Source organism: Ilumatobacter sp. (assembly GCF_046290335.1).
Classification (GTDB): Bacteria; Actinomycetota; Acidimicrobiia; order Acidimicrobiales; family Ilumatobacteraceae; genus Ilumatobacter_A.
In genome coordinates this window covers 1,596,538-1,620,420 of the sequence record NZ_JBKAGH010000001.1, presented here as the reverse complement: position 1 = coordinate 1,620,420, position 23,883 = coordinate 1,596,538, and the positions used below count along the sequence as shown (strand labels likewise).

Below are 23,883 nucleotides of genomic sequence, written 5' to 3'. Positions count from 1 at the left end.
CCCGTCGCGTCAGCCTCTCGGTCGGACGCGGTGCTGGTCGGGCTCGGTGGCGTCGAAGTACGCTCACGCCTGTCATGGCGATCATCGACCCGTCCCCGGCAACGGATCTGCTGCGGTCGCTTCCCCGCTGGTCGCCGATCGCGCTGGCGGTCGTGGTGGTGGCGGCGACCACCTCCGTGGTCGCCGGTGCCCGTGATGTCTCGCTGAGCGCGTGGTCGATGCTGCTCGTGCTGGTGCTCGGCGGCACGATCGGTCTGCTCGGCGTGCTGGCACTCGATCTCGCCAACGACGTCGAGGGGGCATCGGATTCGTCGGGGTCTCGATCGACCGCTGCGGTGCTCGACGTCGTGTCGGCACGCCGCGTGCTCGCCGTCACCCGCTCGGGTGATGTCGACCTGCCCGGAACCGGCGCCGCCCACACCAGCCGCTCGTCTCGCTCGGTGCAAGCGTTCCGACAGGTCGCACAGATCATCGACCGCGACATCGAGCCGGGCCTGATCCACGTCGCCGCCATCGAACGCGGACCTGCGAGTGCGGCCGCGGTCGCGCACGTCGGCATTGGGTTGACACTCGCCGGACACCGTGTCGCACTGCTCGACGTCGACCTCGCCGAGCCGACGCTGCACCGGTACTTCGAGCAGCGGGTCGCTCCCGGGTTGTGCGACATCCTCGGCGGGGCACAACCCAAAGACGTGGTACGCCTCGTCGAGCTCGGCGCAACGCACCGGCTCGCGATCTACTCGGCGGGCGTGGGGGAGCCGGCGGCTGATCCATCCGATCTGTCGGGCGAAGTCCCAGAGGATCCCCGGCGCAGCCGGCTGATGACAAGGCTGCTGGTCCAGATGGCCGAGCACTACCAGTACGTCCTGATCGCAGCGCCACCGGTCGGGCTCGACCGAGTGTCGCTCGACCTGGCAGCCCAGGCCACCCGCACGCTCACGGTGGTGACGAGCGAGTCGCGGGCCGACGCCGTCGAGCGGTGTTTCCAGACGCTCGACGACGCCGGCGTCGACGTGTTCGGATCGATCCTGGTGACGATGTGACAGCGCCCGCCGTCACGCGGATCGACACGAGCCGAATCGACACGAGGCGAATCGACACGAGGCGAATCGACACGGTCGGGGGTCGCTGATGCGGATCTCGGAGCGAGTCGACAACGCGGTGCGGGCGATGGCGTCGTTGGCTTCCAGTGATGGTTCGTCGGTGAAGGCGGAGGTGATCGCCACGACGCACGACATCTCGCTCAAGTACCTGCTCGACATCTTGCGCGACTTGAAGCGGGCCGAACTGATCCGCTCGAAGCGTGGGCCCGATGGCGGGTTCACGCTGTCGCGGCCGGCGAGCGACATCACGCTGGCCGACGTGTTCCGAGCCATCGACGGACCGTTGGCCGATGTGCACGACAAGAGTTTGCGCGACCTGTCGTACGCGGCACCTGCCGAGGCGCTACCGCAGGTCTGGATGGCGATCCGCGGGAGCTTGCGCCGGGTGCTCGAAACGGTGAGCGTCGCCGACCTGGTGTCGGGTGAACTGCCGTCGTATGTGGTCGAGCTCGCTGCCGAATACGAACGTGACACCCGATCCCGCCACGGCTGACCAACACCCCGACCAACACCTGGGGTCAGACCCCACGTGTTGAACGGCTGGGGTCTGACCCCACGTGTTGAACGGCTGGGGTCTGACCCCACGTGTTGAACGGCTGGGGTCTGACCCCACGTGTTGAACGGCTGGGGTCTGACCCCACGTGTCGAGGCGGGGCGTCGTGTTGCGATCTCGTCGGAATGTGCGTATTCTCCACCGCTATGGTAGAGAATACGACGAGTAGGGCAGCCGTGATGCCGTCGGAGAGCGCGGCAGCGCCGAGCGCCGGTCGCCTCACGCACCTGCAGCGGCTCGAGGCCGAGGCGATCCAGATCATGCGCGAGGCGGTCGCCGAGGCGAGCAACCCGGCGATGCTGTACTCGGTCGGCAAGGACAGCTCGGTCATGTTGCACCTGGCCGTCAAGGCCTTCTACCCGTCGACGCCGCCGTTTCCGCTGGTCCACGTCGACACGATGTGGAAGTTCCAGGAGATGTACACGTTCCGTGACGCCACCGCCGAGCAGCTCGGCATGGACCTCGTCGTGCACCACAATCCCGACTGCATCGAGCGTGACATCAACCCGTTCGACCACGGCTCGGCGCTGCACACCGACCTCTGGAAAACCGAAGGCCTCAAGCAACTGCTCGACGAGAAGAAATACGACCTCTGCTTCGGTGGCGCGCGCCGCGACGAGGAGAAGTCGCGCGCGAAAGAGCGAGTCTTCTCGATCCGCTCGCCGCAGCATCAGTGGGATCCGAAGCGCCAGCGCCCGGAGCTGTGGAACCTCTACAACGGCCGCCGCAGCCCGGGCGAGAGCATCCGCGTGTTCCCACTGTCGAACTGGACCGAACTCGATCTGTGGCAGTACATCCACCTGGAGAACATCCCGCTGGTGTCGCTGTACTTCGCGAAGGAGCGTCCGGTCGTCGAACGCGACGGCTCGCTGATCGTGATCGACGACGACCGGTTCCGGTTCGAACCGAACGAGGAGCCCGAGATGCGCCTCGTGCGGTTCCGCACCCTCGGTTGCTATCCGATCACTGGCGCGATCGAGTCGAGTGCCGCCTCGCTGCCCGAGATCATCCGCGAACTGTTCCTCGCGACCACGTCCGAACGTCAGAACCGAGTCGCTGATCACGACGGCGTCTCGTCCTTGGAGAAGAAGAAGCAGGAAGGCCATTTCTGATGACTGCGCCCACCGGAACCAGTACGGCGAGCACCACTGCGGTGCCCGAGGACGTCCAGGCGTACCTCGACGCAAACCAGAACAAGTCGCTGCTGCGATTCATCACCTGCGGCTCGGTCGACGACGGCAAGTCGACGCTCATCGGGCGGCTGCTCTACGAGTCGCATCTCGTGTTCGAAGATCACCTCGCCGCGCTCGAAGTGGACTCGGCCAAGGTCGGCACGCAGGGCGGTGACCTCGACTTCGCGCTGCTGCTCGACGGTCTGTCGGCCGAGCGCGAACAGGGCATCACGATCGACGTCGCCTACCGTTTCTTCACCACCGACAAGCGCAAGTTCATCGTCGCGGACACCCCCGGCCACGAGCAGTACACGCGCAACATGGTCACCGGCGCATCCACCGCCGACGCGGCGATCATCCTCGTCGACGCGCGCAAGGGCGTGTTGACCCAGACGCGACGGCACAGCTTCCTGGTCTCGCTGCTCGGCCTGAAGCGGGTGGTCATCGCGATCAACAAGATGGATCTGGTCGACTACGCCGAGGACGTCTACGACTCGATCCGCGAGGAGTACCTCGAGTTCGCCGAGCGGATCGGTCTCGACATCGACGGGGGAGCGGTCACGTTCATCCCGCTGTCTGCGCTCAAGGGCGACAACATCACCGAGCCCAGCCCGAACACGCACTGGTATCACGGCCCCACGCTGATGGGATACCTCGAAACGGTGCGCGTCGACGACGAGCGCGCCGAGCAACCGTTCCGGCTGCCGGTGCAGTGGGTGAATCGCCCGAACCTCGACTTCCGCGGGTTCTCCGGCCAGATCGTCGGCGGCACGGTCCGTCCCGGTGATCGGGTCCGCGTGCTGCCGTCGGGGACGACGTCGACCGTCGATCGCATCGTGACGATGGACGGCGACCTCGACGAAGCGATCGCCGGGCAGTCGATCACGTTGACGCTCACCGACGAGATCGACGCGTCGCGCGGCGACGTCATCTGCGCCGCCGACGACCCGACCGAAGTCGCCGACCAGTTCGAAGCGCACATCGTCTGGATGCACGAGGACGCGATGCTTCCCGGACGTCCGTACCTCATGAAGATCGGCGCCCGAACCGTCGGTGTCACGGTCGGCAACCCGAAGTATCGGGTGGACGTGAACACGCTCGATCATCTGGCGGCGTCGACGCTCGAACTCAACGAGATCGGGGTCTGCAACATCAGCCTCGACCGCCCCGTGCCCTTCGATGCGTACTCGCGCAACCGTGACACCGGTGGGTTCATCATCATCGACAAGCTGACCCAGAACACCGTCGGCGCGGGCCTGTTGCACTTCGCGCTCCGCCGGTCGCAGAACATCCACTGGCAAGACGTCAAGGTCGACAAGGCGGCTCGGGCCGAGATGAACAGTCACCGTCCCGGCGTCGTGTGGTTGACCGGTCTGTCGGGCTCGGGGAAATCGACGATCGCCAACATCGTGGAGTCGAAGCTGCACACGCTCGGTGTGCGCACGTATCTCCTGGACGGCGACAACGTTCGTCACGGACTCAACCGCGATCTCGGCTTCACCGACGTCGATCGCGTCGAGAACATTCGACGGATCGCCGAGGTCAGCGCGCTGATGGTCGATGCTGGACTCGTCGTGCTCGCCTCGTTCATCTCGCCGTTCCGGGCTGAACGCCAGTTGGCGCGCGAACGCGTCGCCGACGACGAGTTCGTGGAGGTGCACGTCGACGCATCGGTCGAAGTCGCCGAAGCGCGCGACCCGAAGGGGTTGTATGCGAAAGCTCGCTCGGGTCAGCTCGTCAACTTCACCGGGATCGACTCGCCGTACGAACCGCCGTCTACGCCCGAGGTGTACATCGACACCCAGGCCGTGTCGGCCGAAGACGCCGCCGATCTCATCGTCGCAGCGCTTCGCGAGCGAGGGCTCATCAACTGAGTCGGACGCTCCCGACACGAGACACGTAGCGATGAGATGACGACGGATTCGATCGTTGCGCTGGCGGTCCTCGCTGTCGCCGCGGTCGTGCTCGTGCTCGACCGCTTCCAGCCGGTGCTCGTGCTCGCCGGTGCGGTCGGGGCGCTGCTCTTCGGGGGCGTGATCGAGTCCGACACGGCATTGAGCGGGCTGTCGAGTCCGGCCCCCGCGACCATCGCCGCGCTGTACGTGATCGCCGGGGCGGCGACCGCGACGGGGACGTTCGCGTCGATCGTCGATCGGCTGCTCGACCGAGGAGGGTCGTTGTTCGCGCTCACGGCGACGACGGCTGGGCTGTCGTCGGTGGTGCCGAACACGCCGCTCGTCGCGATGTTTGCGCCGCGTGTGGTCCGGTGGTCGCAGCGCAATGGCGCCAGTGCGTCGCGCTATCTGTTGCCGCTGTCGTTTGCCAGCATTCTCGGTGGCGTCGTGACGCTGATCGGTACCTCGACGAACCTGGTCGTGTCCGACCTGCTCGAGCAGTCGGGAGCCGAACCGCTCGAGGTGTTGGAGATCACCGTCGTCGGCCTCCCCGTCGCGGTCATCGGCGTCTTGGTCTTGTCGACGCTCGGGGCTCGACTGCTGCCGGAGCGTTCGACGGGCTCGCGTGATCTGACGCGCCGGGCGCGCGAATTTCAGATGGCGGCTCGGGTCGATCCAGATGGGCCGCTTGCTGGTTCGAGCATCGCCGAGTCGGGCCTTCGATCACTCGACGGGGTCTTCCTGGCGATGATCGAGCGCTCGACCGCCAGCGGCCGGGTGATCTCACTCCCGGCGTCGCCCGACACGATGCTCGAAGCGGGTGACGTCTGCTGCTTCGTCGGCGACGCGGGCGACGTGATCGATCTGCACGACGTCGACGGCCTCGTCAGCGTCGAGCGCAAGCACCTCCTCGACGCGGAAGGCCCCGGCACGCTCGTGTACGAGGCGGTGGTCGCGCCGGGCTCGCGGTTGGTCGGCGCGTCGTTGCGGTCGGCTGATTTCCGGAGTCGATACGGGGGCGCGGTGATCGCCATCCATCGCTCTGACGCCCCCCTCGGTGGTCAGTTGGGTCGGATTGCGTTGCGCGGCGGCGACGTGTTACTCGTGCTCGGTGACGAACGGTTCGGCCAGCAGTGGCGTAGCGACGCCGACTTCTCGCTCGTCGCCGCGCACGATGGTCCCTCGCTCCCGCGTCGGCAACGATCCTGGCTTGTCGTGGCTGCGTTCGTCGGCCTCGTGCTCGCTGCCGCGACCGGTCTCGTGCCCTTGTTCGAAGCGGCGGCGGCGGCGGCGGTCGTGGTCGTGGCGGGCGGCGCGCTCACGATGCGCGAGGCGTGGCGAGCGATCAACCTCGACGTCGTGCTGACCATGGCGGTGGCGATCAGCCTCGGCGGCGCGATCGCGGCGAGTGGCTTGGCGGCCGATATTGCATCGGTGGTCGAACGGGTCTCGTCGCTCGGCCTCGGTGACGTCGGCATCGTGGTGGCGGTGATGCTCGCGACGCTCGTGCTCACCGAACTGCTGACCAACACCGCGGCGGCCGCGTTGATGATGCCGGTTGCGTTGTCGGTGGGGGTCGACGTGGGTGCGCCGCCGCAGATGTTGGCGGTCGCTGTGTTGATCGGGGCGTCGTGTTCGTTCCTGTCGCCCGTCGGCTATCAGACGAACCTGATGGTGTTCGGCCTCGGCGGCTATCGATTCGGCGACTTCGCTCGAGTCGGTGCGCCGCTCACCGTGTCGACGCTGGTGACCGCCGCGCTGATCATCCCGTCCGCCTTCGGCTGAGCGGATCGCTCCGTTCGTGCGGATCGTGTCGGCTGCGCGGATCGTTCGATCGCTGTGCGACGAAGTTCAGACGCCGCGGAGGCCGTCGGCGGAATCGTGCTGTTCGAGGAACCAGTCGTAGGTCGCTTTGATCCCTGCGTCGAGTTCGATCGACGGGCTCCAACCGAGGTTGCGCAGCTTCGACACGTCGAGCACCTTGCGTGGCATCCCGTCGGGCTTGGTCGCGTCGAAGACGAGCTCGGCTTCCGGATGGACGACGTCGCGGATCTTCTCGGCGAGATCACGAATCGGCAGGTCGATACCGGTGCCGACGTTGATGTGCGTGTCGTCGCTGTAGTGATCCATCAGGTAGAGGCAGGCGTCGGCGAGATCGTCGACGTGGAGGAACTCGCGCATCGGTGATCCGGTTCCCCACACGGTCACCTCGGCGCGGCCCTCGACCTTTGCGTCGTGAAACTTGCGCATCAGTGCCGGGAGGACGTGGCTCGAGGTGAGGTCGAAGTTGTCGTTGGGGCCGTACAGGTTGGTCGGCATCGCCGAGATGAAGTCGCGGCCGTACTGGCGCCGGTATGCCTGGCACACCTTGATGCCGGCGATCTTCGCGATGGCGTACGCCTCGTTGGTCGGCTCGAGCGGCCCGTCGAGGAGCTGTTCTTCGGTGATCGGCTGGCGGGCGTGGCGGGGGTAGATGCACGACGAGCCGAGGTAGAGCAGCTTCGTCACGTCGGTTTCGTGGGCGGCGTGCACGACGGTGCCGTGGATCATCATGTTGTCGTAGATGAACTCCGCTGGCCGGGTGCTGTTGGCCATGATCCCGCCGACGGTGCCGGCGACGAGGAACACGTAGTCGGGACGATTTGCCTCGAACCAGTGCGAGACCTCCAACTGGTTCCGCAGGTCGAGTTCGTCGCGCGTCGCCGTGAGGACGTTGGCGAACCCGTCGGCCGCCAATCGGCGCATGATCGCCGAGCCGACGAGCCCGCGATGGCCCGCCACGAACACTCGCGCCTCGCGGGGAATCGGTGTGCTCGACGACATGACGATCACGCTATCTCGCCCGCCCGACACCCTCGCCCAACCCCCCCCACGCCCAACCCCGACCAACACCTGGGGTCAGACCCCAGGCGTTGAACACCTGCCGGTCAACACCTGGGGTCTGACCCCAGGCGTTGGTCGGCGGGCGTTGGGGGGCGTATCGTCAGCCGTCGCCCGCGTGCAGGAAGGCTTGGCCTTCGTCGCAGGTGGGAGCGAGGGGGCACCATCGGCAGCTGGATCCCGGTCGCTTGACCGGCGGACGGCCTTCGGTTTCGAGTTCGATGATCGCGTTGATGCCGTCGAGCGTGCGTCGGACGGCCGAACGCAGCAAGCGCTCGCTGACGTCCTCCGCGTGGGCTTCGCTGGAGTCGAGGTAGAAGGTCGCCACCTTGCGCGGCGGGACTTCTCGAGCGAGCGTCTCGAGGAGCGCATAGAACCCGAGGTCTTGGCGGTGTTGCGCCCGCTGGCGACCGGTCTTGAGGTCGATGATGACCTTGCGGCTCTCGCTGCCCACCGGACGTCCGAACACGAGGTCGACCTTGCCCGACAAGACGATCGGTCCGCTGTTGGGCCAACGGACCGGGGATTCGGTCATCGGATGCCACTTCTTCGACAGCGGCGGGAATCCTTCCGCGAACTGCGTCACCCGCTCGATCGTCTGACCGCGGACGTCGGCGTCGTCGCCTGGAGACAGCGAGTCGATCCATTGCCCGATGCCGCGTTCCTCGTGTGCGAGCCGGGCCATTGCTTCGTCGACGAGGTCGGTGGGCGTCGGATCGCCGCGCCAGGTCAGCATCAGCTGGATCGCTCGGTGGGCGATGGTGCCCTTCGCGTTCGCCGGGGTCCACGCGAAGTCGTCGGGGACGAGATGGTGGGCTTCGCAGTCGAGCGCAGACGCGATCTTGTGCTTGCTGATCCACAACCCGTCGCGTGCGGTGCGGTCGTCGAGGCGCGAGGCCAATTGGTCGACGGCCTCGTGCATCTCGCTGCGCAACGTTGCGATCAGATCGGCGTCGAACACCATCGGCTCGCCCGTGCGGCGCAGGACGTCGAGCGTGCGCCGCTGTACGGGATTGAGCGCGTCGAAGCCTGTCGGCGTGGGGTCTCGGTCGGCGTCGATCGCGCGGTCGTCGGCGCTGAGGAATGACCCGCGACCGGGTGGGCCTGCTGGTCGGTCGGCCATGGCGACGACTGTAGCGAGATCACCTCTCGGGGTCATCCGAAGGCGTGTGCCGACTCGGTAACCTCGCGGCGTCATGCAGTCGCCCTTGGTCGTGTATCTGGTCCTCGCTGCGGCGAGCGTCGGCGCGGGTGTGGCCATTGCCAGTGGCTCCGAGCCGTCGTCGGCACAGCCGGTCATCGAGTCGGCGACCGTCGACACCGGGAACGATGATCTCGAGAACGACGGCTCCGCGCCCGCAACGGACGTGCCTGACACGGAGCCCGTCGCTGAGCCGGAACCCGCAGACGAGGCAGCGACGACGAGCACCCCGACCGAACCGGTCACGAACCCCACGACCACGAACCCCACGACCACGAACCCCACCCCGACCACGACGGTGCCGTTGGCCGATCGCTCGGTGTTCCCGATCTTCGTCGCGAACGGGGCGAACATCGCCGGCGTTGCCGGAGTGACTGGCGACCGGCTCTCCGAACTCGGGTACGACCAGATCCGCCGGGGTGATGCGTCGGAGTTCGTCGACCTCTCGGCGGTCTACGTCGCAGCGGAATTGGTGCCGTTCGGTGAACGGCTCGCGGGCGACATGGGAATCGGACTGACGCAAGTGTTGCCTCTCGACGAGATGCCTGACGTCGGTAGCGTGAACGACGAACTACTCGTCGTGTATCTGGGTCGAGACGTGGTCGATCTCCTCCTCGCTCCGCTCCCGGAACTCTGAGCAGTCGCCGTCATGAGTCGCACCACGGTGCTCAACCTGATCCTCGGGATCATCGCCCTCGGTCTGGTCGCCACGCTCGTGATCCTGGAGACGTCCGACGACGCCGCGTCGACGTCGACCAGCACGACACCGACCAGCACGACGACGACCACGACTGCGACCGTGCCGGCGACGACGTCGACGACGACCACCACCACCACCACGACGTCGACGACCACCACGCTGCTGGCGACGACCAGCACGACGTCCGTGCCAGCGTCGACCGTGCCAGCGTCGACCGTGCCAGCGTCGACGGAGGTACCGATCGAGCGCTTCTTCGTCGCGGTCGTCGTCGTCAACGGATCGACCGCCGGGGAGCGGCTCGATCCGGTGGTGCAGTCGTTGCGTGACCGTGGCTACGGGTTCGTGCGGGGCCTGGGTGGAGCGGTGCTCGTGCAGGACACGGTGCTGTATGCACTCGACGAGAGCTTCATCGGCGAGGCCGAGGTCGTTGCCGCAGACCTGGGGTTCGCTCCCGGCGACGTCGAGATCCAGCTGTTCGATGATGCGCCGCCGGTGTCGGGCGTGCTGGATGCCAAGGTGATCGTGTACCTGGGCGGCAGTCCATTGCCCGAGCCCCCCGAGCCGGCTGGAGATGCCGACGTGGAGACCGACGCCTCTGACGGATGATGTCGTCGGCTGACGACGCCGGGCGGGGCGGCGTCCGAGCGCTGACACCGGCCCACCCCGATCAACTCTGTGACAGGGGCGCGCGCATGATGTCGACATGGAGTTCGCCTCGACCGTCGATTTCGCCAACGCTGCCCGTCGTCTGACGCGAGCCGCGGTGCGGCGGGGCCTCGTCGGGCCGAGCTATCGCTGCCCACCGCGGCTCGTCGGTGTCGACCGTACGATCCGGCGCCGGGACGCCGTCGACGGCGGGGGAGCGGTGGTGTCGGTCCGTGTGAAGGGCCGCCCCAGAGAGGCTGTGCTCGCCGACATGATCGAAGGGGTGGTGGTGGTCAATGAGCTGGCCTCGCCCGACGCCGACCGAGTCCGAACCGAACTCTGGACAGTCGTTGCCTCGGCGTCGACGGAGCGCGGCTCGGAGATCTCGGTCCGCGGGGCTGCCTGATTCATTCCCGAGGCGTAACCTGCAACGTCACCGCCCGGGTGGCGAAACTGGCAGACGCGGGGGGCTTAAACCCCCCTAGATCCTTGGATCTGTGCGGGTTCAAATCCCGCCCCGGGCACTCACACACTGGTGTTATGTGATTTCTATTTGATTGATACTGCAAGCAAACAGGCTCGATGTTCACAGAATGTGCACAGACTGGTCTAGAGTCGGCCCATGGCACGTGGTTCTGTCTTCAAGCGCAGCGGTGGCTGGGCGTTCAAGGTCGACACCGGTTTCCACCCCGAGACCGGCAAACGACGGCAGTCGCTCAAACAAGGATTCCGAACCAAACGCGAGGCAGAAGCGGCGCTCGCCGAGGCACAGAAGACCGTGCTCGACGGAACGGTCGTCGCGAACTCGAACATGCGACTCGACGACTTCCTCGACGAATGGCTCATCGGGCAGGAAGCGCGACTTCGGCCGTCGAGCCACCACAGCTACGTGATGGCCGGCAAGCGACTGAAGCGACACCTCGGCAAGTACAAGCTCCAGGCGCTCACCCCGTTGCAGATCGAGAAGTTCTACGCCGAACTCCTCGACCACGGTCAGCGCAACGGGAAGGGCCTGTCGCCGAAGACGGTCAAGAACACACACGTCGTGTTGCGCAAGGCACTCGCCGACGCGGAACGGCTTGGCCTCGTTCATCGGAACGCAGCAGCGGCAGCCCGAGGGCCAACCGTCCAGCGGCCTGAGATGTCAACGTGGTCGTCCGATCAGCTCAAGACATTCTCCCAGGTCGCCAAGGAGTCGAGGATGCGCAACGCTTTCACGATCCTCGCAACGACGGGGATGCGTCGTGGTGAGGCGCTCGGTTTGCGGTGGGGCGACATCGACTTCGACTCAGCGCAGATCGCCATCGTCCAGACCGTCTCAACCGTCGACAGCAAGGTTGTGGTCGGTCAACCGAAGACAGCCGGCAGCCGACGAACGGTGTACGTGCACGACGCCACGATTCGGGCGCTTCGTCAGCAGCGACAACTCCAAGCAGAGGAGCGGCTCGCCGCTGGCCCGGCATGGGACACCGACAACGACCTCGTGTTCCGCAACCTCACCGGCGGCCCGGTGAACCCTGACTGGTTCTCACGCCACTTCGACAAGCTCGTCGAGAAAGCCGACGTGCCCCGGATCCGACTCCACGACCTCCGCCACACGAACGCCACGCTCTCACTCAAAGCCGGCGTCCACCCGAAGGTCGTCTCCGAACGCCTCGGACACTCAACCATCGCCATCACCCTCGACCTCTACTCCCACGTCACGCCCGGCATCTCCCGCGACGCTGCGGCAACCGTCGAGTCGATGATGTTCGACTGAAATCACGCCAGTGGAATTCGCGCTTGTGTTGGCTAGTCTTCACACTTAAGGTGAAGGTACTGAATCATGAGGATGGAGTTCGACGATGACGATCTTGAGAAGCTCTTCGTCGACCCCCTTTTTGTGCATCCGCGCTACGGCAGAGACCTGGTCCGTTCGTACCGCAAGAAGGTCACCATCATCCTCAACGCACAGGACCAACGTGACCTCCGCATGATGAAGTCTCTGCACTTGGAAAAGCTGAGCGGAGACCTCAAGGGAAAGCACTCGATCAGACTGAACAAGCAGTGGAGGCTCATCCTCGAGTTCCGAGAGTCCGCAGGTCAACCTGTAACCGCAGTCCTCAAAATCGACGACTACCACTGAGCAAGGAAGGAGACATCGATATGGCAACCACCTACACGCCGGCCGAGGCATTCTCCCCGGGCGAGATCCTGCGTGACGAACTCGAAGAGCGCGGCTGGACGGAAACCGAGTTCGCCCAGATCATCGACCGGCCACTCCAGGCAGTGTCCGAGATCCTCAACGCAAAGAAGGCAGTCACTGCCGACACTGCAATGGCGATCGGCGCCGCACTCGACACGTCCGCGGAGCTGTGGCTCAATCTGCAGGCGAACTACAGCCTGGCCCAGGCGCGGGAAGGGGCACCAGATCTGACGCCAGTTGAAAGACGCTCCCGACTCCGCTCGGTGGGACCGGTCGCCGAAATGCGCCGGCGTCAATGGATCTCTGACACAGATGACCTGGATGTCTTGGAGGCCGACATGAAATCGCTCTATGGCGACGATCTCAACCCAGGTCTTGCCTTCGCCGCTCGACGAGTCAACGCAACGGAGGCGCTCAGTGCCCAACAGCTCGCATGGCTAATGTTCGTCCGACACGTCGCAGACCGACGATGTGCCCAGGTTGCTGTGCTCGATATCGAGAAGCTGCGAGCGCTCGGCGCATCGCTGTGCCGTCGACTGCTGCCGGGTCCCAACGAGCTTGGGCAGCTTCGGGACTGGCTGGCGGAATGTGGTGTGGTACTCGTCGTGGAGCCCGGGCTGAAGGGTGGGAAGTTCGACGGGGTCGCAATGCTGTCGACCAATGGAACGCCGGTCATCGGAGTGACCGGCCGCTACAACCGTTTTGACATCCTGGTGTTCACCATCCTGCACGAGATTGCACACCTCGTCCTCGGCCACGTCACGACCGAGAACCCGTACATGATCGACGACCTAGACAACGCTGGTACCGATAGCAACGAGGTTCAGGCCAACGAGCTGGCAGGGGAGTGGATTTTCCCGGGCGGTTTTGTCGCACCGGCCCCGGCTACCTCGGCGAACATTTCGCGCTACGCAAGAACGGTTGACGTTCCGGTCTCCATGGTGATCGGACGGCTGATGCGGGATGGCAAATTGCGTCCCACGCAGTTTCGGAATCACCTTCGGAAAGTGCGGCCGTACATCGACGCGGAAACGAAGTGGCCGAAATGACCTTCTCTTCACCCCCGCCGAGATTCGATTCCGAGAGTTTCTCGTTCTACCTGACACCCGGAGACTTCGGAGTCGCCTCACTGGCAAACGACCTCGCTCACGGGCTCACCCTTCGCGGACCCGATGGGCCGGCGAAGGTGCGATCATGGAGATCGAAGGGGATGGACGTGGCCGCCCTCTTCGACCGAGAGGGCTACCGCCACACTCCGGGCGATATCGACCCAACCTCGTGGCGAAAGGACCAGCTGGAAGCCGGAGCGTCGAGCCTGCTCACGCCAGGACGATGGATTCCCTTTGACAAGGACGACTCTTCGACCTTGACCCGCGCAGTAGCCGCAGAATCGTGTCTCGCAAACGAGGTCGATGTCGACCCGCTTCTAGCAATTGATCATCGTTGGTTCAAGAACGAGCCAGCCATGGTCGTAGACGTGCTCGCCAGTGTCGGCCGGCCTCTCACGCTGTTGGTCGCGCATCGTGCAGATCCGCTTGCAGACCTCGCAGTTCTCGAAGCGCTGCGCCATCTCATTGCAGCAACGACCGACGTGTCGTTCCTGCGAACAGACCACGGCGGTGTCGGGCTGGCCGCAAACGGCGCTCGTCATGCGTCCATCGGACTGATCAGCTCCCATCGGCATCTGGTGCCGATCGGCGGCGGCTCGGGCGGAGGCAAGCGCAACGACTACTCGCCGAGAGTCTTCCTGCCGGAATTCCTAGATTGGTTCACGATCAACACGATCGCAGGTTGGTCGCTCGTCGACCCGTCCTGGCTCGTCTGCGACCTACCGTGCTGCGGCGGACGAGCACTTGGCCGGCTCTTTGACCCGGACCTCAAGCACGAGGTGACACCGCACAACCTGCATGCACTCGCGAGTGTGGCCAACGGAGTGCTCGACGCCGATCCAACAGATCGGATGCTGGAGTTCATCGAACGATGCGAGAAGGCTTCGGATCGCTATGACCTGCCCGGAATGCGCGGTCCGAAGCGCGGCAGTCAGCTCGACAATTGGGTGCTCGGGGTCTGAGCGAGCCACGCGGCGTAAGCGACCTCACCGATCCACCATCGGTACACACCAGGAGAGCCGATCACCGCAGGTGACGCCTCGATGATGGATTTCGTAGGGCCGAGACTTGTTCGGGTGAGCCCAACTCCCGACATCGCCGCCTGCGCCAACAGGTCCGCCGACGGACGTTTCAACCCGTCGTCGGCGAATACCCATCGCTCGAAGATGGGAGGCAAGCCGGCAGCCACTCGGAGGGCCGGCTTCGCCGATCGTTGAACTACTGCGAGCGCCCGCACGACGCCGGCAGGGGAGTAGCGGCGAGTCCATCCGCCGAGCGATTCTTCGACGACCCCACGGCTTTGCTGAAACCGGTCGATCTTGCTGGCTGGGAGTTGATCGCTGCTGACCGGTGCTCCCGTGGGCAAGAGCCACAGGCCGCAGAGGAGGCCTTTTGATGTGACCGCGCCGATGCGCGCCTCCTGTCGGCGAGCGTGTTCCTCGGCCTGGACGTCGACGACTGCGAGCAGCGGCTGACCATCGATCGAGATGCGAACCACCGGCGATGCGGACCGTTGTGCGAGCCACGCATGAGCAGGGTCCAGACGAGGCCCCGCATCGACGAGCGTCATGTCCTTGTCCTGGGAAGCATCACGACGATCCTTACTCGAATCGGTCGTCGCGTCCCAATGGGGCCGTCGATCCCGAGTAGTCATCGTCCGCTCACGGACGGACGGCCCAGCCGCGGGTGGGGACGCTGGCTCGTTGGAAGCTCGGTGAGATTGGTCGCTTCGAATTGTTCGAGCAGCTGGCTGAGGTGGCCTGCATCTGCCGGAGTCGTAGTGACGAGAGCGGCCAACAAACGCGTTCGACTCGTGCGCCTGTGCTCGCTGGGCACGGTTTCGACGAGATGGTCGAGGTAACGGTCGACGCTCTCAAGCCAGTTCACCGAGGTCAAACGCATGCCAAGGCGTTCCCGTGCTTCCCGTTCCATCAGCAAATTATATAATCACGTGGAACCTTGTAGCAACTCGTCAAAGGTGGCGCGGGGGATCACGATGCGGCCGCCGAGTCGGATCGAGGGGATCGAGCCGTTGTTCACGCACTCGTAGGCGGTGGTCCTCGAGATGCCGAGGATCGTGGCGGCCTCGGTCACGGTGAGAGTTCTTGATTTGGGCTTCGGCGCAATCTGGTGGCGCGTTGTCGCAGCTGGTCGAGGGACTCGGACTTGCTTCCTCACGTGGTGCTCCGTTCGTCGGGGCCGGACGGCCTTGTAGCTTCAACAGCCCCCAGGACGGCTCGTTCGTTACAACGACCATGGGCTGAGGCTCTTGGCCACGGCGGGCCGCGGGACTACGGTCGCGAGCGGAATGAAGGCAGCCAGCGGTCCCTCCGACCGCACATCAATTGTCGATTCGATCGACCTTGCGAGGGCTTGGGAGCAGATCGATGCGCTCGCCGAGACCCCGGCGACGGTACGGGCGCGCGCCTTCTACGTGTACGCCGGATTGGCGCGCATGGCAGAACCGGACGGTCTGGTGCCGATGTTGGCAAAGGAGTTCATCCCGGTGTTCGAGCTGAACCGAGCGTCGTGGAACACGTATCGGACCGTCCTGATCGATGCGAAGTTGATCACGACTGAGCGTGACGGCCGAGCGCGGCCGGTCCGGTTGCTGAAGCCAGCTCACGCCAGTTGATCCTGCTGCGACGGCGAAGTCGTTGACGGGTTTGTTGTAACGATTCTCGGGCGCTGGGGGCTGTTGTAGATGTGCAGCACGCCCAAGAGCCAGCGCGGGGACTTATCCCCCTTGCGTTCTATGTTCCTTCGTTATACCTTTCACATATGGCGACTCTTGGAGGTCGCGGGCACCTGTTGGGAACTCGGTCGGATGAGACCGGGGGATCTGGTGCCGTACGGCCCGACGGCGCCTTCGGGATGGACGTGGGAATCGCTCCGCTGGTCCGCCAGCCACGGACGGCGGACTTCGCGCCGAGTGTGACTCGGTGGCGGCTCGATGCAGTGCGGGTGGCGTCGGTGATTCACGCGCAGGCGTTTGGGCAATCTCGGCGACGCTCGGTCGCATCGTTGTGCTGCTCGGATCGACTGGTCGTCGGGGACGGCGCTGTGGCCTCGATGTCGACAGTGCCCGGCCGGCTCGGATCGGCTGCTAACGCCCTTGTGAGCGTGGTCGCTGTGTTGCTTCCCGGGCTACTGAACTCGCTCGTCTCGAACAGTGCAGCCTCGCCTGCGGTTCGTACGGTTGTGGTGGGTGCGGCGACTGTTGCCGCTCTGGTGGTCGGGGTTGAGTGCGTTCGGAAGCTGATGCTCGGACTCCGATGGCGACGACTTGCGTGCCCGTCGATTGAGCTGACGAACGTCTCATCGTGGCCGGGCGGCCAGGGAGCCGGCGGTCGACTGATCGACGACATTGTCCGGACGGTCGCTGCGGAAGAGGTGGACTTGGTGGTCAGGGTCGACCGAGCCAACACGCTTGCGTTGGCGCTGTACCGATCGAGAGGCTTTGTTGAGATCAACGGCAACAGCACCAATTCGCTGATCGCCATGCGCCGCCTATCGCGGTCAGCAAGCACATCGGCATCGATTGCATCCCACTCGGTTCCGACGTTCGTCGCTGGCGCGTCGGTGGCAACGCTGCTCGGGCTAGCACAGGCTTCAGCTGCTGGCGTCGGGGCGCCGGCAGTCGTTGGTCTTGGAGTGGGACTGGCTGTGCTCGTCTACGCCGCGGTCATCGATTTGCGGACCCTTCGCATTCCGAACTGGTGCGTTGTCGCCGGATGGGTTGCGGCTGCGATCGCAGGCGCAGCACATGGCGAGATTCGCGGCGTGTGGCTGGGAGCCGCGATCGGAGCAAGTCCATTCCTACTCATCCACCTGACCGATCCACGATCGCTCGGGTTCGGCGACGTGAAGTTCGCCGCTGCGTCCGGCGCGCTGGTGGGCGTCGTGTGGTGGCCGGCCGCCTTGCTGTCCTGTCTCGTAGCGCTGGCCATGGCGCTCATCGTCCGCATCATCCATCCCAGACCTCGCCCCTTCGCTCCGTGCCTGATGGTCGGAACCGTTGCTGCACTGATCGCAGCGAGCTGGGCGATTGATCAAGGAGTCATCTCGACGTGAAGAAGCACTCGATCATCCTCGCCGTCTTGACGGTCGCCGCAGCAGCGTGCACCGGAAGCTCGTCGTCTGAGCCTGAGATCACCGCTCCGCCTCCGGCGACTTCTGGCGCGGTGACGTCCGGAGAGGTCTCAACGCCCTCCTCGACCGATGACGAACCGACTCCGGAACCGACGTCGACGACCTCCACAGCAGTCGAGACAACGACCACCGAGGTCGTCGATACGCAGCCCCAGACGACCGACGGTGTGGCGTCCGCAATCGATGGACCGAGAGTCGACTCGGTGCCGGGTGTCGACGGTCCTGGTGAGATTGTCGAACTACTCGATGGCGTCTGGGTGTTCATCCCGTCCGAAGCCGATCCAGACGATCCGAACGTCGTTCCGCCACTCGCCGAGGACGCGGAGATCCTCGCTGCATATGCCGAAGCACAGGCGGCCTACCACGAACAGGCATCTCAGGAACCGCTCGAACCAGAGCCGAGCGCGCGACTTGAAGCGGCGGTTCTCGACGGTGGCCAGCTCCTCGCCGAGAACATCTTGCGGCCTCAGAGCGAAGCGGGTCGTCATCTGGACCTGAGCGACGGCATCGTGCTTCGCCCGGTGGTCATCGCCGACCCTCGCTCCGACACCGAGGCATTCATCTTTGACTGTCAGTTCGACGGGACTGTGTTCGTCGACGCAGATGGTGCGCTGGCAGATGGACAGGAGCCGGGCGTCAAGGAGTTCCCGCAGATCGCTTCCCTCGTCAGAGTTGACGGGCGATGGATCGTCGACCGGCTCACTAGAGATGAGCGGGCGTGCGCGTAGCGCTCTCGGTCGTCGTCGGTCTGATGGCCGGGATGCTCACTGGATCGCTCGCGCTCGCCGGGCCGGACGATGGCGGCGGAGGCCCGCCCCTGATTCCCGGGTCGAGGCAGGTGCACATTCGCAATTCGTCGGGTGGGATCGGGGTGTACACGTCGATTCCGAGTGGGTCGACGTTCCGCTCGCACGGCGGCGGCGCTGCAGCGGAGTGCGAGGGGGTCGCTGAAGGGGATGATCCCGCGACGCTGGACATCGTCGAGGATCAGCGCCCCGTCCGGTCAACCAAGTGGATCTTCATCGAGGGCATCGCTGTGGTGATCGATCTGCCGATCGATCTGGAGGCGTTCGATCCGACGGGGCCGTCGCTGGACGAGGTGACGCGCACGTTCTCGGTGTATTGCGTCGACACGTTCTATTCGGCGAACTTCAAGGGGTTCATCGAGGTCGCAGCGACGGATCCGATGCTCGATCCTCGTGGTCAGATCACCGATCTCTACAACGGTCTGCAGCTCGATCCGCTCGTCGTGTACGAGAACAAGGTGGTCGGCGAGTGGGGCGGTCTCGTGGTTCGCTCGCCGGCGTGGCTGGCGGTCAACGGATCGGCATGGCGGACGCAGCGTTCGAACGTGCAGTACTACCGCGGGTGGGAGCTGTACCTGATCACGGTGCCGACATCGCTCGACTTCGTCGTCGAGTTCGTTCCTGACCCGGAACGCCCGACAGACCCGTTCTCGGGCACGATCCCGTGCGTCGATTCCGAGGACGATCTGCCGAGGGACGCTGGCTTGGAGTTCCCGTATCGGCCGGCTGGTTTGGCGGACTTCGCCGAGCCGGGGAGTGGGCAGCCCTGTGAGTGGACGCCGCCTGGCCCGGGTGAGGTGACGATCACTGCTCGCCAGACGTTCGCCGTGACGTTCTGGGCGTCGGGGGCTGTGGAGCCGCAGCCGGACTACGTGTGGGAATCCGAACCGACGACGTTCCGGGTGGGCGAGTTGGTGGCGGTGAACGTCAATGACTGAAAGGACATGCCGATCATGACCAGCACGCTGACGACTCCACGAGCGCAGCAGCCCCGACGACCGTCGCCGCCGCGACCGAAAGTGAAGACGTCGTGGTTGTTGGCGGCGCTTGCGATGTTTCTCGTCGTGGTTCTGCTCGTGATGTGGGCAGTGTCGAACGCATCGGATCGCACGCAAGTACTCGCTGTGACTGAGCCGGTAGCGGCCGGTGAGGAGATTCCGGACTCGGCGATCGGGAGTGTGTCGATCTCGTCGGACGCGGGGTTCGGGCGTATCTATCTGGAGTCGCAGCGGGACCTGCTCGTTGGTGCTGTGGCAGTCGCTGATCTGGTGCCGGGAGACATCCTCGGGCCGTCAATGGTGACGGGCGAGCCAGAGGTGATCGAGGGTGAGCAACTCGTGGGAGTCGTCTTGCGAGCGGGGCGGTATCCGTCGGAGATCGAGCGCGGTGACGGAGGTTTCGCGGTGTCGACCTTGGAACGCGGCGCAGGTGATCCGGCGTCGGTTCCGGTGCGTGTCGTGTCGGTGTCGATCTCGGAGACGCTCGAAGCATCCGTGACGCTTGCAGTGGCGGACGCGGACGCGGCACGTGTCGGTACGTGGGCCGGCTTGGACGAGCTGGTGATGGTTGTGACCCCGTTGGGAGTCGGCGAATGACGACGTTGATCGCTGTCGGATCGTGGCGCGGGATCGGGGCGTCGACCTCTGCGCTACTCCTAGCGGCGGGCGCTGCTGCAACGGGTGAGCAAGCTTGGCTCATCGAAGCCGATCCAGCGGGGGCAGTGCTCGCGAGCCGAGCCGATGAACTTGCGGGCGGGTTGGCTGGGTTGGAGCGGGTCGCGTTTCATTCGTCCGGCGAACCACTGCGTCGCGAGTTGGAGGGTGCTGCTCGGCGACTCGGGGACGTGAGCGTGGTGACCGGGGCGTGGGATTCGTTCCAGGCATGGGCGACCGTTGCGTCGCCGCGTCAGCCATGGGTCGAGGGACTCCGTCGCCTCGACGGGGTCGTCGTGGTGGATGTCGGTTCGCTGCGTGGCGGGGGAGTGCCGACCTGGCCGATCGTTGAGATGGCCGACGTGTTGATGATGGTGACCTCACCGGAGCCGGGATCGCTCACCTCGACCGTTGCGTGGATGGATGCGAAGGGACAGTCAGCGCCGGGCGTTCAAGGGCTGTCGCTCGACACGTCTCGGCTCTTGGTCGTTGATGCACCTGTGGCGACCGGCGCTCGGTTCACGTCGGACGTTGCTGCTGAGTTGGGTGGCCGTTTTGCTGGTTGGTGGCCGTGGGAACCGAAGGTGATCGATCACCTCCATCGGGGCGGAAGTCTCGACCACCGAGCCATTCGACGATTCGCACTTCCGCGAGCCGTCACTGCGACGTTCTCGTCGTTGACGGTCGATCGGCACGGAGCGGTCGGAGTGTCGTCGTGAGTGCGTCGTTGTTGAACGAGGAGCTGGAATTGCTGGCGCAGCAGATTCGTCGCGACCACGGGCATCGGCTCCCGATCAAGTCGCGTGACGAGACCACCGAGGAGACGCAGTTGCGTGAGGAACGCTCGCGGCTGGTGTTGGAACGCGAGGTGCTTGCCGAAGTGGCGGCGGAGCGCCGCGAGGCCCGACTCGCCCCGCTGAGCGAGCGCGAGGAGACCGACATCATCGAGCGGATCATCGCAGGACTGTTCACGATCCCGAAGCTGATGAGCTCGCTGCGGAACCCGAACGTCACCGACATCTTGGTGTTCGGCTCCGCGAACGTGAGGGTGGAGGAACTCGACGGGACGATCACCGAGTCAGCGCCCCTGGTGAGTCGTGACCGCGACTTGGAGCGCATCGTGTACGACGTTGCCGTTCAGCACGGCCGACCGTTCAACATCGAGAACCACGAAGTCGACTTCGAACTCGAGCCCGGCGTGCGATTCCACGCTGGCGGGTTCGATCCGGTGCAGCGGCCCTACATCGCCATCCGACGAGCAGCGATCTTCGGCGCGTCATTTGACGTGCTCTACGACCGCGGTGCGGGCGATGCTGCGATCGTCGAATTTCTGCGCGCCGGAGTTGCGGCCGGTTTGGGGATTCTGTTCGTGGGGCCGATGGGGTCGGGGAAGACGACGTGGCTGCGCGCTGCGGCATGGGAGATCGATCCGTCGAACGTGATCACGACGATCGAGTCCGACTTCGAGCTGAACCTCCTGCAGATGGGCAAGCACCCTTATGTCATCGCATACCAGGAGCGCTTGCCGACGACGATCGACTCCAAGGGGTACACGCCCGCCGAGGCGATGCGACCGGCGATGCGGACACGGGCCCATTGGATCATCGTCGGCGAGGTCCGCGGCGGCGAAGGCGCCCCGCTGATACGAGCGATGCAGACCGGGCAGGGAGCCATGGGAACCGTCCACGGCGGGGACGCCGAGGACGCGCTCGACAACCTCGTCAACCTCATCGCTTCGGACTCGGGTCAGCATGCCCGTGACGTGAAGACGCAGGTGTACCGGGCGGTCGACATCGTCGTCTCCCTCGATGGGTCCAACGACGAAGGCCGCTACGTCTCTGAGATCGTGGCGCCCTCGGTCGAGAACGCCGGGGAGCGCTACGTTTTGCATCGAATCTTCGGTGAGGTCGACGGTGCACCAGACCCCCGGGCCCGGGCGTTGAACGAACCGCAAGCGGCGATGCTGCGCCAGTTGCAGCGGCGCCGGCCTGGCTTCACGCGGGACTGGTGGACCCGGCCCGACGACACCTACAAGCCTCTCGACACCGGGAGCGGACGATGAACCCGCTCCTCGTCGCATTGCTTGCGGGTTTGCTGAGCATGGCGGGCGTCGGCGCCTTGTACCTGGCGTTCAACGACACCCCGAAACGAACGCGGCCGACTCGGCCGGCTCTCTCGCACGCAGCTCAGCGCGACCTCGTCGGTGCGATCGCTGCCGGGTCCGTCGTGATGCTGCTGACGAGGTGGCCGACCGGTTCTCTTGCGATCGGGGTCTTCGTGATGTCGTGGCGCTGGCTGTTCGTCGCCGACGACGCGAAAGCCGAACGGGAAAAGATCGAAGCGATTGCTCAGTGGCTCGAAGATCTGCGCGACATCGTCCGGCGCTCCAGCGTCGCGATCGAGAAGGCGGTGGAGTTGGTTGCCGAGGACACGACTGGAGTGCTGCGCTCGCCGATGGAGCATTTCGTCCTGCGACGGCGGCAGGGCGTCCGGCTGCCTGAGGCGTTGGCAGCGTTCGCCGACGACGTGGAACACCCGACCTGTGATGCCGCGGTGGCTGCGATCGTGCTCGTGGTTGGCGGCGCGGCGGGTGGCGGCCGCCTGTACGACACGCTCGACGAACTCGCCTCCGCGGCGCGGGACGAGATGCGAGCACGCGATGAGATCGACCGCACGCGACGCGTGTTCCAACGAGCGATGCGTCGACTCGTCACGCTCACGATTCTGTTCGTCGCCGGTCTCACGATCTTCGCCTCGGACCTGATGTCGCCGTACCGGACGGTGGCGGGACAGATCTGGTTGCTCATTCCGTGCGGGTTGTGGGGGACGTGTCTGGTCTGGCTCCGTCGACTCACTCGCTACGACCTCGGGACCCGCTATCGGCTTCGCATCCCAGACGGAGTCGCGTCGTGAGCCCGTGGACCACCGCCCTCGTGTGTGGGCTGCTCGGCATTGCTGCGGTCTACGCGCTACGTCGAGCGTTCCTCGGGCCGCGCCTGACGCTGCGGTCGATGCAAGCGCGCATGAATCCGACCGCCCGACTCGCCAGCGAACGCGTCGACCAGCAGCCTGGCCTCGTTCGACGTATCGGCGTCGCGCTCGCCGGTGGTCCGCTCGGTCGTCTCATCGAGGAACGGCTCGGCAAGTCACTCCGCCTTGCCGGCTTCACGGTGCCGTTCGTCGTTGGGCAGGTCGTCACCTCAACGCTGGTCGCACTGTTCGCAACCGGCATGGTCGCCCTCGCGCTGATGTCCGCCGGAGTCGTCGGCTCATCGCCGCTGCTCTGGCTGCTCGTCGTGTGCGCGTCGGTGATGTTCGGCTGGCGCGTCGTCGCCGATGTCCGGACGCGGGCGACACGTCGTCAACGAGGCCTGCGCCGTGTCGTCAACGACTTCGTTCAGCTGCTCGCTGTCGCACTGACCACCAACCGCTCCGTCGAGGACGCGATCGCGTTCGCCGCCGACGCCGGGGAAGGCGACGGGTTCGAGTTGCTGCGCGAGACGATCTCGACCGCGCAGCCAATGGGGATCTCGGTCTGGGACGCTCTCAACGGAATGGCTGACACCTACGACTTGCCCGAGTTGCGCGGACTGACCACCTCACTCCAGCGACAGGCCAATGTCGGTGTCTCGGTCGCCACGACGATCCGTACGGAGGCCAAATCGCTGCGGGACAAGCAACTCGCCGACCTCAAGGACCGGGCCGACAAGGCCAACTCGAACCTCTCCATCCCGACCATGGGCATGGTCTTCGGGATGGTGCTGTTCCTCGCGTTCCCGATCATGCAACAGATCTCGCAGGCCTTCACCTGACCCTGACAACCAATACAG

26 protein-coding genes and 1 tRNA gene are annotated in these 23,883 nt (G+C 65.3%); 22 read left to right on the top strand and 5 right to left on the bottom strand.

Annotation, left to right across the window (positions count from 1 at the left end):
- Window positions 1-74 precede the first annotated feature (74 nt).
- The 5 genes from ACE37B_RS07345 (at window position 75) to ACE37B_RS07325 (ending at window position 6,508) form a co-directional block, all read left to right on the top strand.
- Window positions 75-1,043: a tyrosine-protein kinase family protein gene (locus ACE37B_RS07345; protein WP_409922623.1), complete on the top strand. Its 969-nt coding sequence runs from the start codon at window positions 75-77 to the stop codon at window positions 1,041-1,043.
- An 88-nt stretch (window positions 1,044-1,131) separates the two neighbouring features.
- Window positions 1,132-1,596, top strand: a complete 465-nt coding sequence (locus ACE37B_RS07340; protein WP_409922622.1) for an RrF2 family transcriptional regulator — start codon at window positions 1,132-1,134, stop codon at window positions 1,594-1,596.
- Between the two features lie 239 nt (window positions 1,597-1,835).
- Entirely contained in the window at window positions 1,836-2,768 is a 933-nt protein-coding gene (cysD, locus tag ACE37B_RS07335; protein ID WP_409922621.1) for a sulfate adenylyltransferase subunit CysD, read from the top strand.
- Complete coding sequence (gene cysN, locus ACE37B_RS07330; protein ID WP_409922620.1) at window positions 2,768-4,702, top strand: sulfate adenylyltransferase subunit CysN; 1,935 nt, start codon at window positions 2,768-2,770, stop codon at window positions 4,700-4,702. Before cysD ends, cysN begins: the two co-directional genes overlap by 1 nt.
- 36 nt (window positions 4,703-4,738) lie before the next feature.
- The gene (locus tag ACE37B_RS07325; RefSeq protein ID WP_409922619.1) at window positions 4,739-6,508 is read left to right on the top strand and encodes an SLC13 family permease; all 1,770 of its coding nucleotides are present in this window, start codon (window positions 4,739-4,741) and stop codon (window positions 6,506-6,508) included.
- Between the two features lie 66 nt (window positions 6,509-6,574).
- On the opposite strand, the gene ACE37B_RS07320 is transcribed toward ACE37B_RS07325, so the two are convergent.
- On the bottom strand, window positions 6,575-7,546 hold the full coding sequence (locus tag ACE37B_RS07320) for a GDP-L-fucose synthase family protein (protein WP_409922618.1): 972 nt from the start codon (window positions 7,544-7,546) through the stop codon (window positions 6,575-6,577).
- A gap of 160 nt (window positions 7,547-7,706) precedes the next feature.
- Complete coding sequence (locus ACE37B_RS07315) at window positions 7,707-8,726, bottom strand: PD-(D/E)XK nuclease family protein (RefSeq protein WP_409922617.1); 1,020 nt, start codon at window positions 8,724-8,726, stop codon at window positions 7,707-7,709.
- A gap of 73 nt (window positions 8,727-8,799) precedes the next feature.
- Here ACE37B_RS07315 and ACE37B_RS07310 point away from each other — a divergent pair, with 73 nt between their 5' ends.
- The 8 genes from ACE37B_RS07310 (at window position 8,800) to ACE37B_RS07275 (ending at window position 14,405) form a co-directional block, all read left to right on the top strand.
- Window positions 8,800-9,441, top strand: a complete 642-nt coding sequence (locus ACE37B_RS07310) for a LytR C-terminal domain-containing protein (protein ID WP_409922616.1) — start codon at window positions 8,800-8,802, stop codon at window positions 9,439-9,441.
- A 12-nt stretch (window positions 9,442-9,453) separates the two neighbouring features.
- A complete protein-coding gene (locus ACE37B_RS07305) occupies window positions 9,454-10,110 on the top strand; it encodes a hypothetical protein (protein WP_409922615.1) in 657 nt (218 codons plus the stop codon).
- A 97-nt stretch (window positions 10,111-10,207) separates the two neighbouring features.
- Window positions 10,208-10,555 (top strand): hypothetical protein, encoded by a 348-nt coding sequence (locus ACE37B_RS07300; protein ID WP_409922614.1) that lies wholly within the window; start codon window positions 10,208-10,210, stop codon window positions 10,553-10,555.
- Between the two features lie 32 nt (window positions 10,556-10,587).
- Window positions 10,588-10,673: transfer RNA gene (locus tag ACE37B_RS07295), tRNA-Leu, on the top strand.
- A gap of 98 nt (window positions 10,674-10,771) precedes the next feature.
- A complete protein-coding gene (locus tag ACE37B_RS07290) occupies window positions 10,772-11,908 on the top strand; it encodes a tyrosine-type recombinase/integrase (RefSeq protein ID WP_409922613.1) in 1,137 nt (378 codons plus the stop codon).
- Window positions 11,909-11,974: 66 nt separating this feature from the next.
- Window positions 11,975-12,274 (top strand): type II toxin-antitoxin system RelE/ParE family toxin, encoded by a 300-nt coding sequence (locus ACE37B_RS07285; protein ID WP_409922612.1) that lies wholly within the window; start codon window positions 11,975-11,977, stop codon window positions 12,272-12,274.
- A gap of 20 nt (window positions 12,275-12,294) precedes the next feature.
- Complete coding sequence (locus tag ACE37B_RS07280; RefSeq protein ID WP_409922611.1) at window positions 12,295-13,383, top strand: HigA family addiction module antitoxin; 1,089 nt, start codon at window positions 12,295-12,297, stop codon at window positions 13,381-13,383.
- Window positions 13,384-13,799: 416 nt separating this feature from the next.
- Entirely contained in the window at window positions 13,800-14,405 is a 606-nt protein-coding gene (locus ACE37B_RS07275; protein WP_409922610.1) for a hypothetical protein, read from the top strand.
- Here the strand turns inward: ACE37B_RS07275 and ACE37B_RS07270 are convergent.
- The 3 genes from ACE37B_RS07270 to ACE37B_RS07260 form a co-directional block, all read right to left on the bottom strand.
- Window positions 14,375-15,013, bottom strand: coding sequence for a hypothetical protein (locus tag ACE37B_RS07270; protein WP_409922609.1), 639 nt, complete (start codon window positions 15,011-15,013; stop codon window positions 14,375-14,377). The genes ACE37B_RS07275 and ACE37B_RS07270 overlap by 31 nt on opposite strands.
- 80 nt (window positions 15,014-15,093) lie before the next feature.
- The gene (locus tag ACE37B_RS07265) at window positions 15,094-15,375 is read right to left on the bottom strand and encodes a hypothetical protein (protein WP_409922608.1); all 282 of its coding nucleotides are present in this window, start codon (window positions 15,373-15,375) and stop codon (window positions 15,094-15,096) included.
- Between the two features lie 15 nt (window positions 15,376-15,390).
- Window positions 15,391-15,537, bottom strand: coding sequence for a helix-turn-helix domain-containing protein (locus ACE37B_RS07260; RefSeq protein ID WP_409922607.1), 147 nt, complete (start codon window positions 15,535-15,537; stop codon window positions 15,391-15,393).
- Window positions 15,538-15,751: 214 nt separating this feature from the next.
- On the opposite strand from ACE37B_RS07260, the gene ACE37B_RS07255 reads away from it, so the two are divergent.
- The 9 genes from ACE37B_RS07255 (at window position 15,752) to ACE37B_RS07215 (ending at window position 23,865) form a co-directional block, all read left to right on the top strand.
- The gene (locus ACE37B_RS07255; RefSeq protein WP_409922606.1) at window positions 15,752-16,078 is read left to right on the top strand and encodes a hypothetical protein; all 327 of its coding nucleotides are present in this window, start codon (window positions 15,752-15,754) and stop codon (window positions 16,076-16,078) included.
- A gap of 1,019 nt (window positions 16,079-17,097) precedes the next feature.
- Window positions 17,098-17,517: a prepilin peptidase gene (locus ACE37B_RS07250; RefSeq protein WP_409922605.1), complete on the top strand. Its 420-nt coding sequence runs from the start codon at window positions 17,098-17,100 to the stop codon at window positions 17,515-17,517.
- Window positions 17,514-18,323 (top strand): hypothetical protein, encoded by an 810-nt coding sequence (locus ACE37B_RS07245; RefSeq protein ID WP_409922604.1) that lies wholly within the window; start codon window positions 17,514-17,516, stop codon window positions 18,321-18,323. Before ACE37B_RS07250 ends, ACE37B_RS07245 begins: the two co-directional genes overlap by 4 nt.
- Window positions 18,314-19,339 carry a hypothetical protein gene (locus ACE37B_RS07240; RefSeq protein WP_409922603.1) on the top strand — a complete coding sequence of 342 codons (1,026 nt, stop codon included), beginning with the start codon at window positions 18,314-18,316 and terminating at the stop codon, window positions 19,337-19,339. Before ACE37B_RS07245 ends, ACE37B_RS07240 begins: the two co-directional genes overlap by 10 nt.
- 15 nt (window positions 19,340-19,354) lie before the next feature.
- On the top strand, window positions 19,355-19,996 hold the full coding sequence (locus ACE37B_RS07235; RefSeq protein WP_409922602.1) for a hypothetical protein: 642 nt from the start codon (window positions 19,355-19,357) through the stop codon (window positions 19,994-19,996).
- Window positions 19,993-20,772 (top strand): hypothetical protein, encoded by a 780-nt coding sequence (locus tag ACE37B_RS07230; RefSeq protein ID WP_409922601.1) that lies wholly within the window; start codon window positions 19,993-19,995, stop codon window positions 20,770-20,772. Before ACE37B_RS07235 ends, ACE37B_RS07230 begins: the two co-directional genes overlap by 4 nt.
- Window positions 20,769-22,115: an ATPase, T2SS/T4P/T4SS family gene (locus ACE37B_RS07225; protein WP_409922600.1), complete on the top strand. Its 1,347-nt coding sequence runs from the start codon at window positions 20,769-20,771 to the stop codon at window positions 22,113-22,115. The genes ACE37B_RS07230 and ACE37B_RS07225 overlap by 4 nt, the downstream gene beginning before the upstream one ends.
- Window positions 22,112-22,966 carry a type II secretion system F family protein gene (locus ACE37B_RS07220; protein WP_409922599.1) on the top strand — a complete coding sequence of 285 codons (855 nt, stop codon included), beginning with the start codon at window positions 22,112-22,114 and terminating at the stop codon, window positions 22,964-22,966. The genes ACE37B_RS07225 and ACE37B_RS07220 overlap by 4 nt, the downstream gene beginning before the upstream one ends.
- The gene (locus ACE37B_RS07215; RefSeq protein WP_409922598.1) at window positions 22,963-23,865 is read left to right on the top strand and encodes a type II secretion system F family protein; all 903 of its coding nucleotides are present in this window, start codon (window positions 22,963-22,965) and stop codon (window positions 23,863-23,865) included. The genes ACE37B_RS07220 and ACE37B_RS07215 overlap by 4 nt, the downstream gene beginning before the upstream one ends.
- Window positions 23,866-23,883 lie beyond the last annotated feature (18 nt).

Excerpts from the sequence above, each read along its gene's own strand:
- cysD (WP_409922621.1), top strand. The coding sequence starts at position 1,836 with ATGCCGTCGGAGAGCGCGGCAGCGCCGAGCGCCGGTCGCCTCACGCAC.
- ACE37B_RS07220 (WP_409922599.1), top strand. The coding sequence starts at position 22,112 with ATGAACCCGCTCCTCGTCGCATTGCTTGCGGGTTTGCTGAGCATGGCG.
- ACE37B_RS07325 (WP_409922619.1), top strand. The coding sequence starts at position 4,739 with ATGACGACGGATTCGATCGTTGCGCTGGCGGTCCTCGCTGTCGCCGCG.
- ACE37B_RS07265 (WP_409922608.1), bottom strand. The coding sequence starts at position 15,375 with ATGGAACGGGAAGCACGGGAACGCCTTGGCATGCGTTTGACCTCGGTG.
- ACE37B_RS07310 (WP_409922616.1), top strand. The coding sequence starts at position 8,800 with ATGCAGTCGCCCTTGGTCGTGTATCTGGTCCTCGCTGCGGCGAGCGTC.
- ACE37B_RS07340 (WP_409922622.1), top strand. The coding sequence starts at position 1,132 with ATGCGGATCTCGGAGCGAGTCGACAACGCGGTGCGGGCGATGGCGTCG.
- ACE37B_RS07345 (WP_409922623.1), top strand. The coding sequence starts at position 75 with ATGGCGATCATCGACCCGTCCCCGGCAACGGATCTGCTGCGGTCGCTT.
- ACE37B_RS07280 (WP_409922611.1), top strand. The coding sequence starts at position 12,295 with ATGGCAACCACCTACACGCCGGCCGAGGCATTCTCCCCGGGCGAGATC.
- ACE37B_RS07315 (WP_409922617.1), bottom strand. The coding sequence starts at position 8,726 with ATGGCCGACCGACCAGCAGGCCCACCCGGTCGCGGGTCATTCCTCAGC.
- cysN (WP_409922620.1), top strand. The coding sequence starts at position 2,768 with ATGACTGCGCCCACCGGAACCAGTACGGCGAGCACCACTGCGGTGCCC.
- ACE37B_RS07300 (WP_409922614.1), top strand. The coding sequence starts at position 10,208 with ATGGAGTTCGCCTCGACCGTCGATTTCGCCAACGCTGCCCGTCGTCTG.
- ACE37B_RS07235 (WP_409922602.1), top strand. The coding sequence starts at position 19,355 with ATGACCAGCACGCTGACGACTCCACGAGCGCAGCAGCCCCGACGACCG.
- ACE37B_RS07285 (WP_409922612.1), top strand. The coding sequence starts at position 11,975 with ATGAGGATGGAGTTCGACGATGACGATCTTGAGAAGCTCTTCGTCGAC.
- ACE37B_RS07270 (WP_409922609.1), bottom strand. The coding sequence starts at position 15,013 with ATGACGCTCGTCGATGCGGGGCCTCGTCTGGACCCTGCTCATGCGTGG.
- ACE37B_RS07290 (WP_409922613.1), top strand. The coding sequence starts at position 10,772 with ATGGCACGTGGTTCTGTCTTCAAGCGCAGCGGTGGCTGGGCGTTCAAG.
- ACE37B_RS07255 (WP_409922606.1), top strand. The coding sequence starts at position 15,752 with ATGAAGGCAGCCAGCGGTCCCTCCGACCGCACATCAATTGTCGATTCG.
- ACE37B_RS07320 (WP_409922618.1), bottom strand. The coding sequence starts at position 7,546 with ATGTCGTCGAGCACACCGATTCCCCGCGAGGCGCGAGTGTTCGTGGCG.
- ACE37B_RS07275 (WP_409922610.1), top strand. The coding sequence starts at position 13,800 with ATGGTCGTAGACGTGCTCGCCAGTGTCGGCCGGCCTCTCACGCTGTTG.
- ACE37B_RS07305 (WP_409922615.1), top strand. The coding sequence starts at position 9,454 with ATGAGTCGCACCACGGTGCTCAACCTGATCCTCGGGATCATCGCCCTC.
- ACE37B_RS07230 (WP_409922601.1), top strand. The coding sequence starts at position 19,993 with ATGACGACGTTGATCGCTGTCGGATCGTGGCGCGGGATCGGGGCGTCG.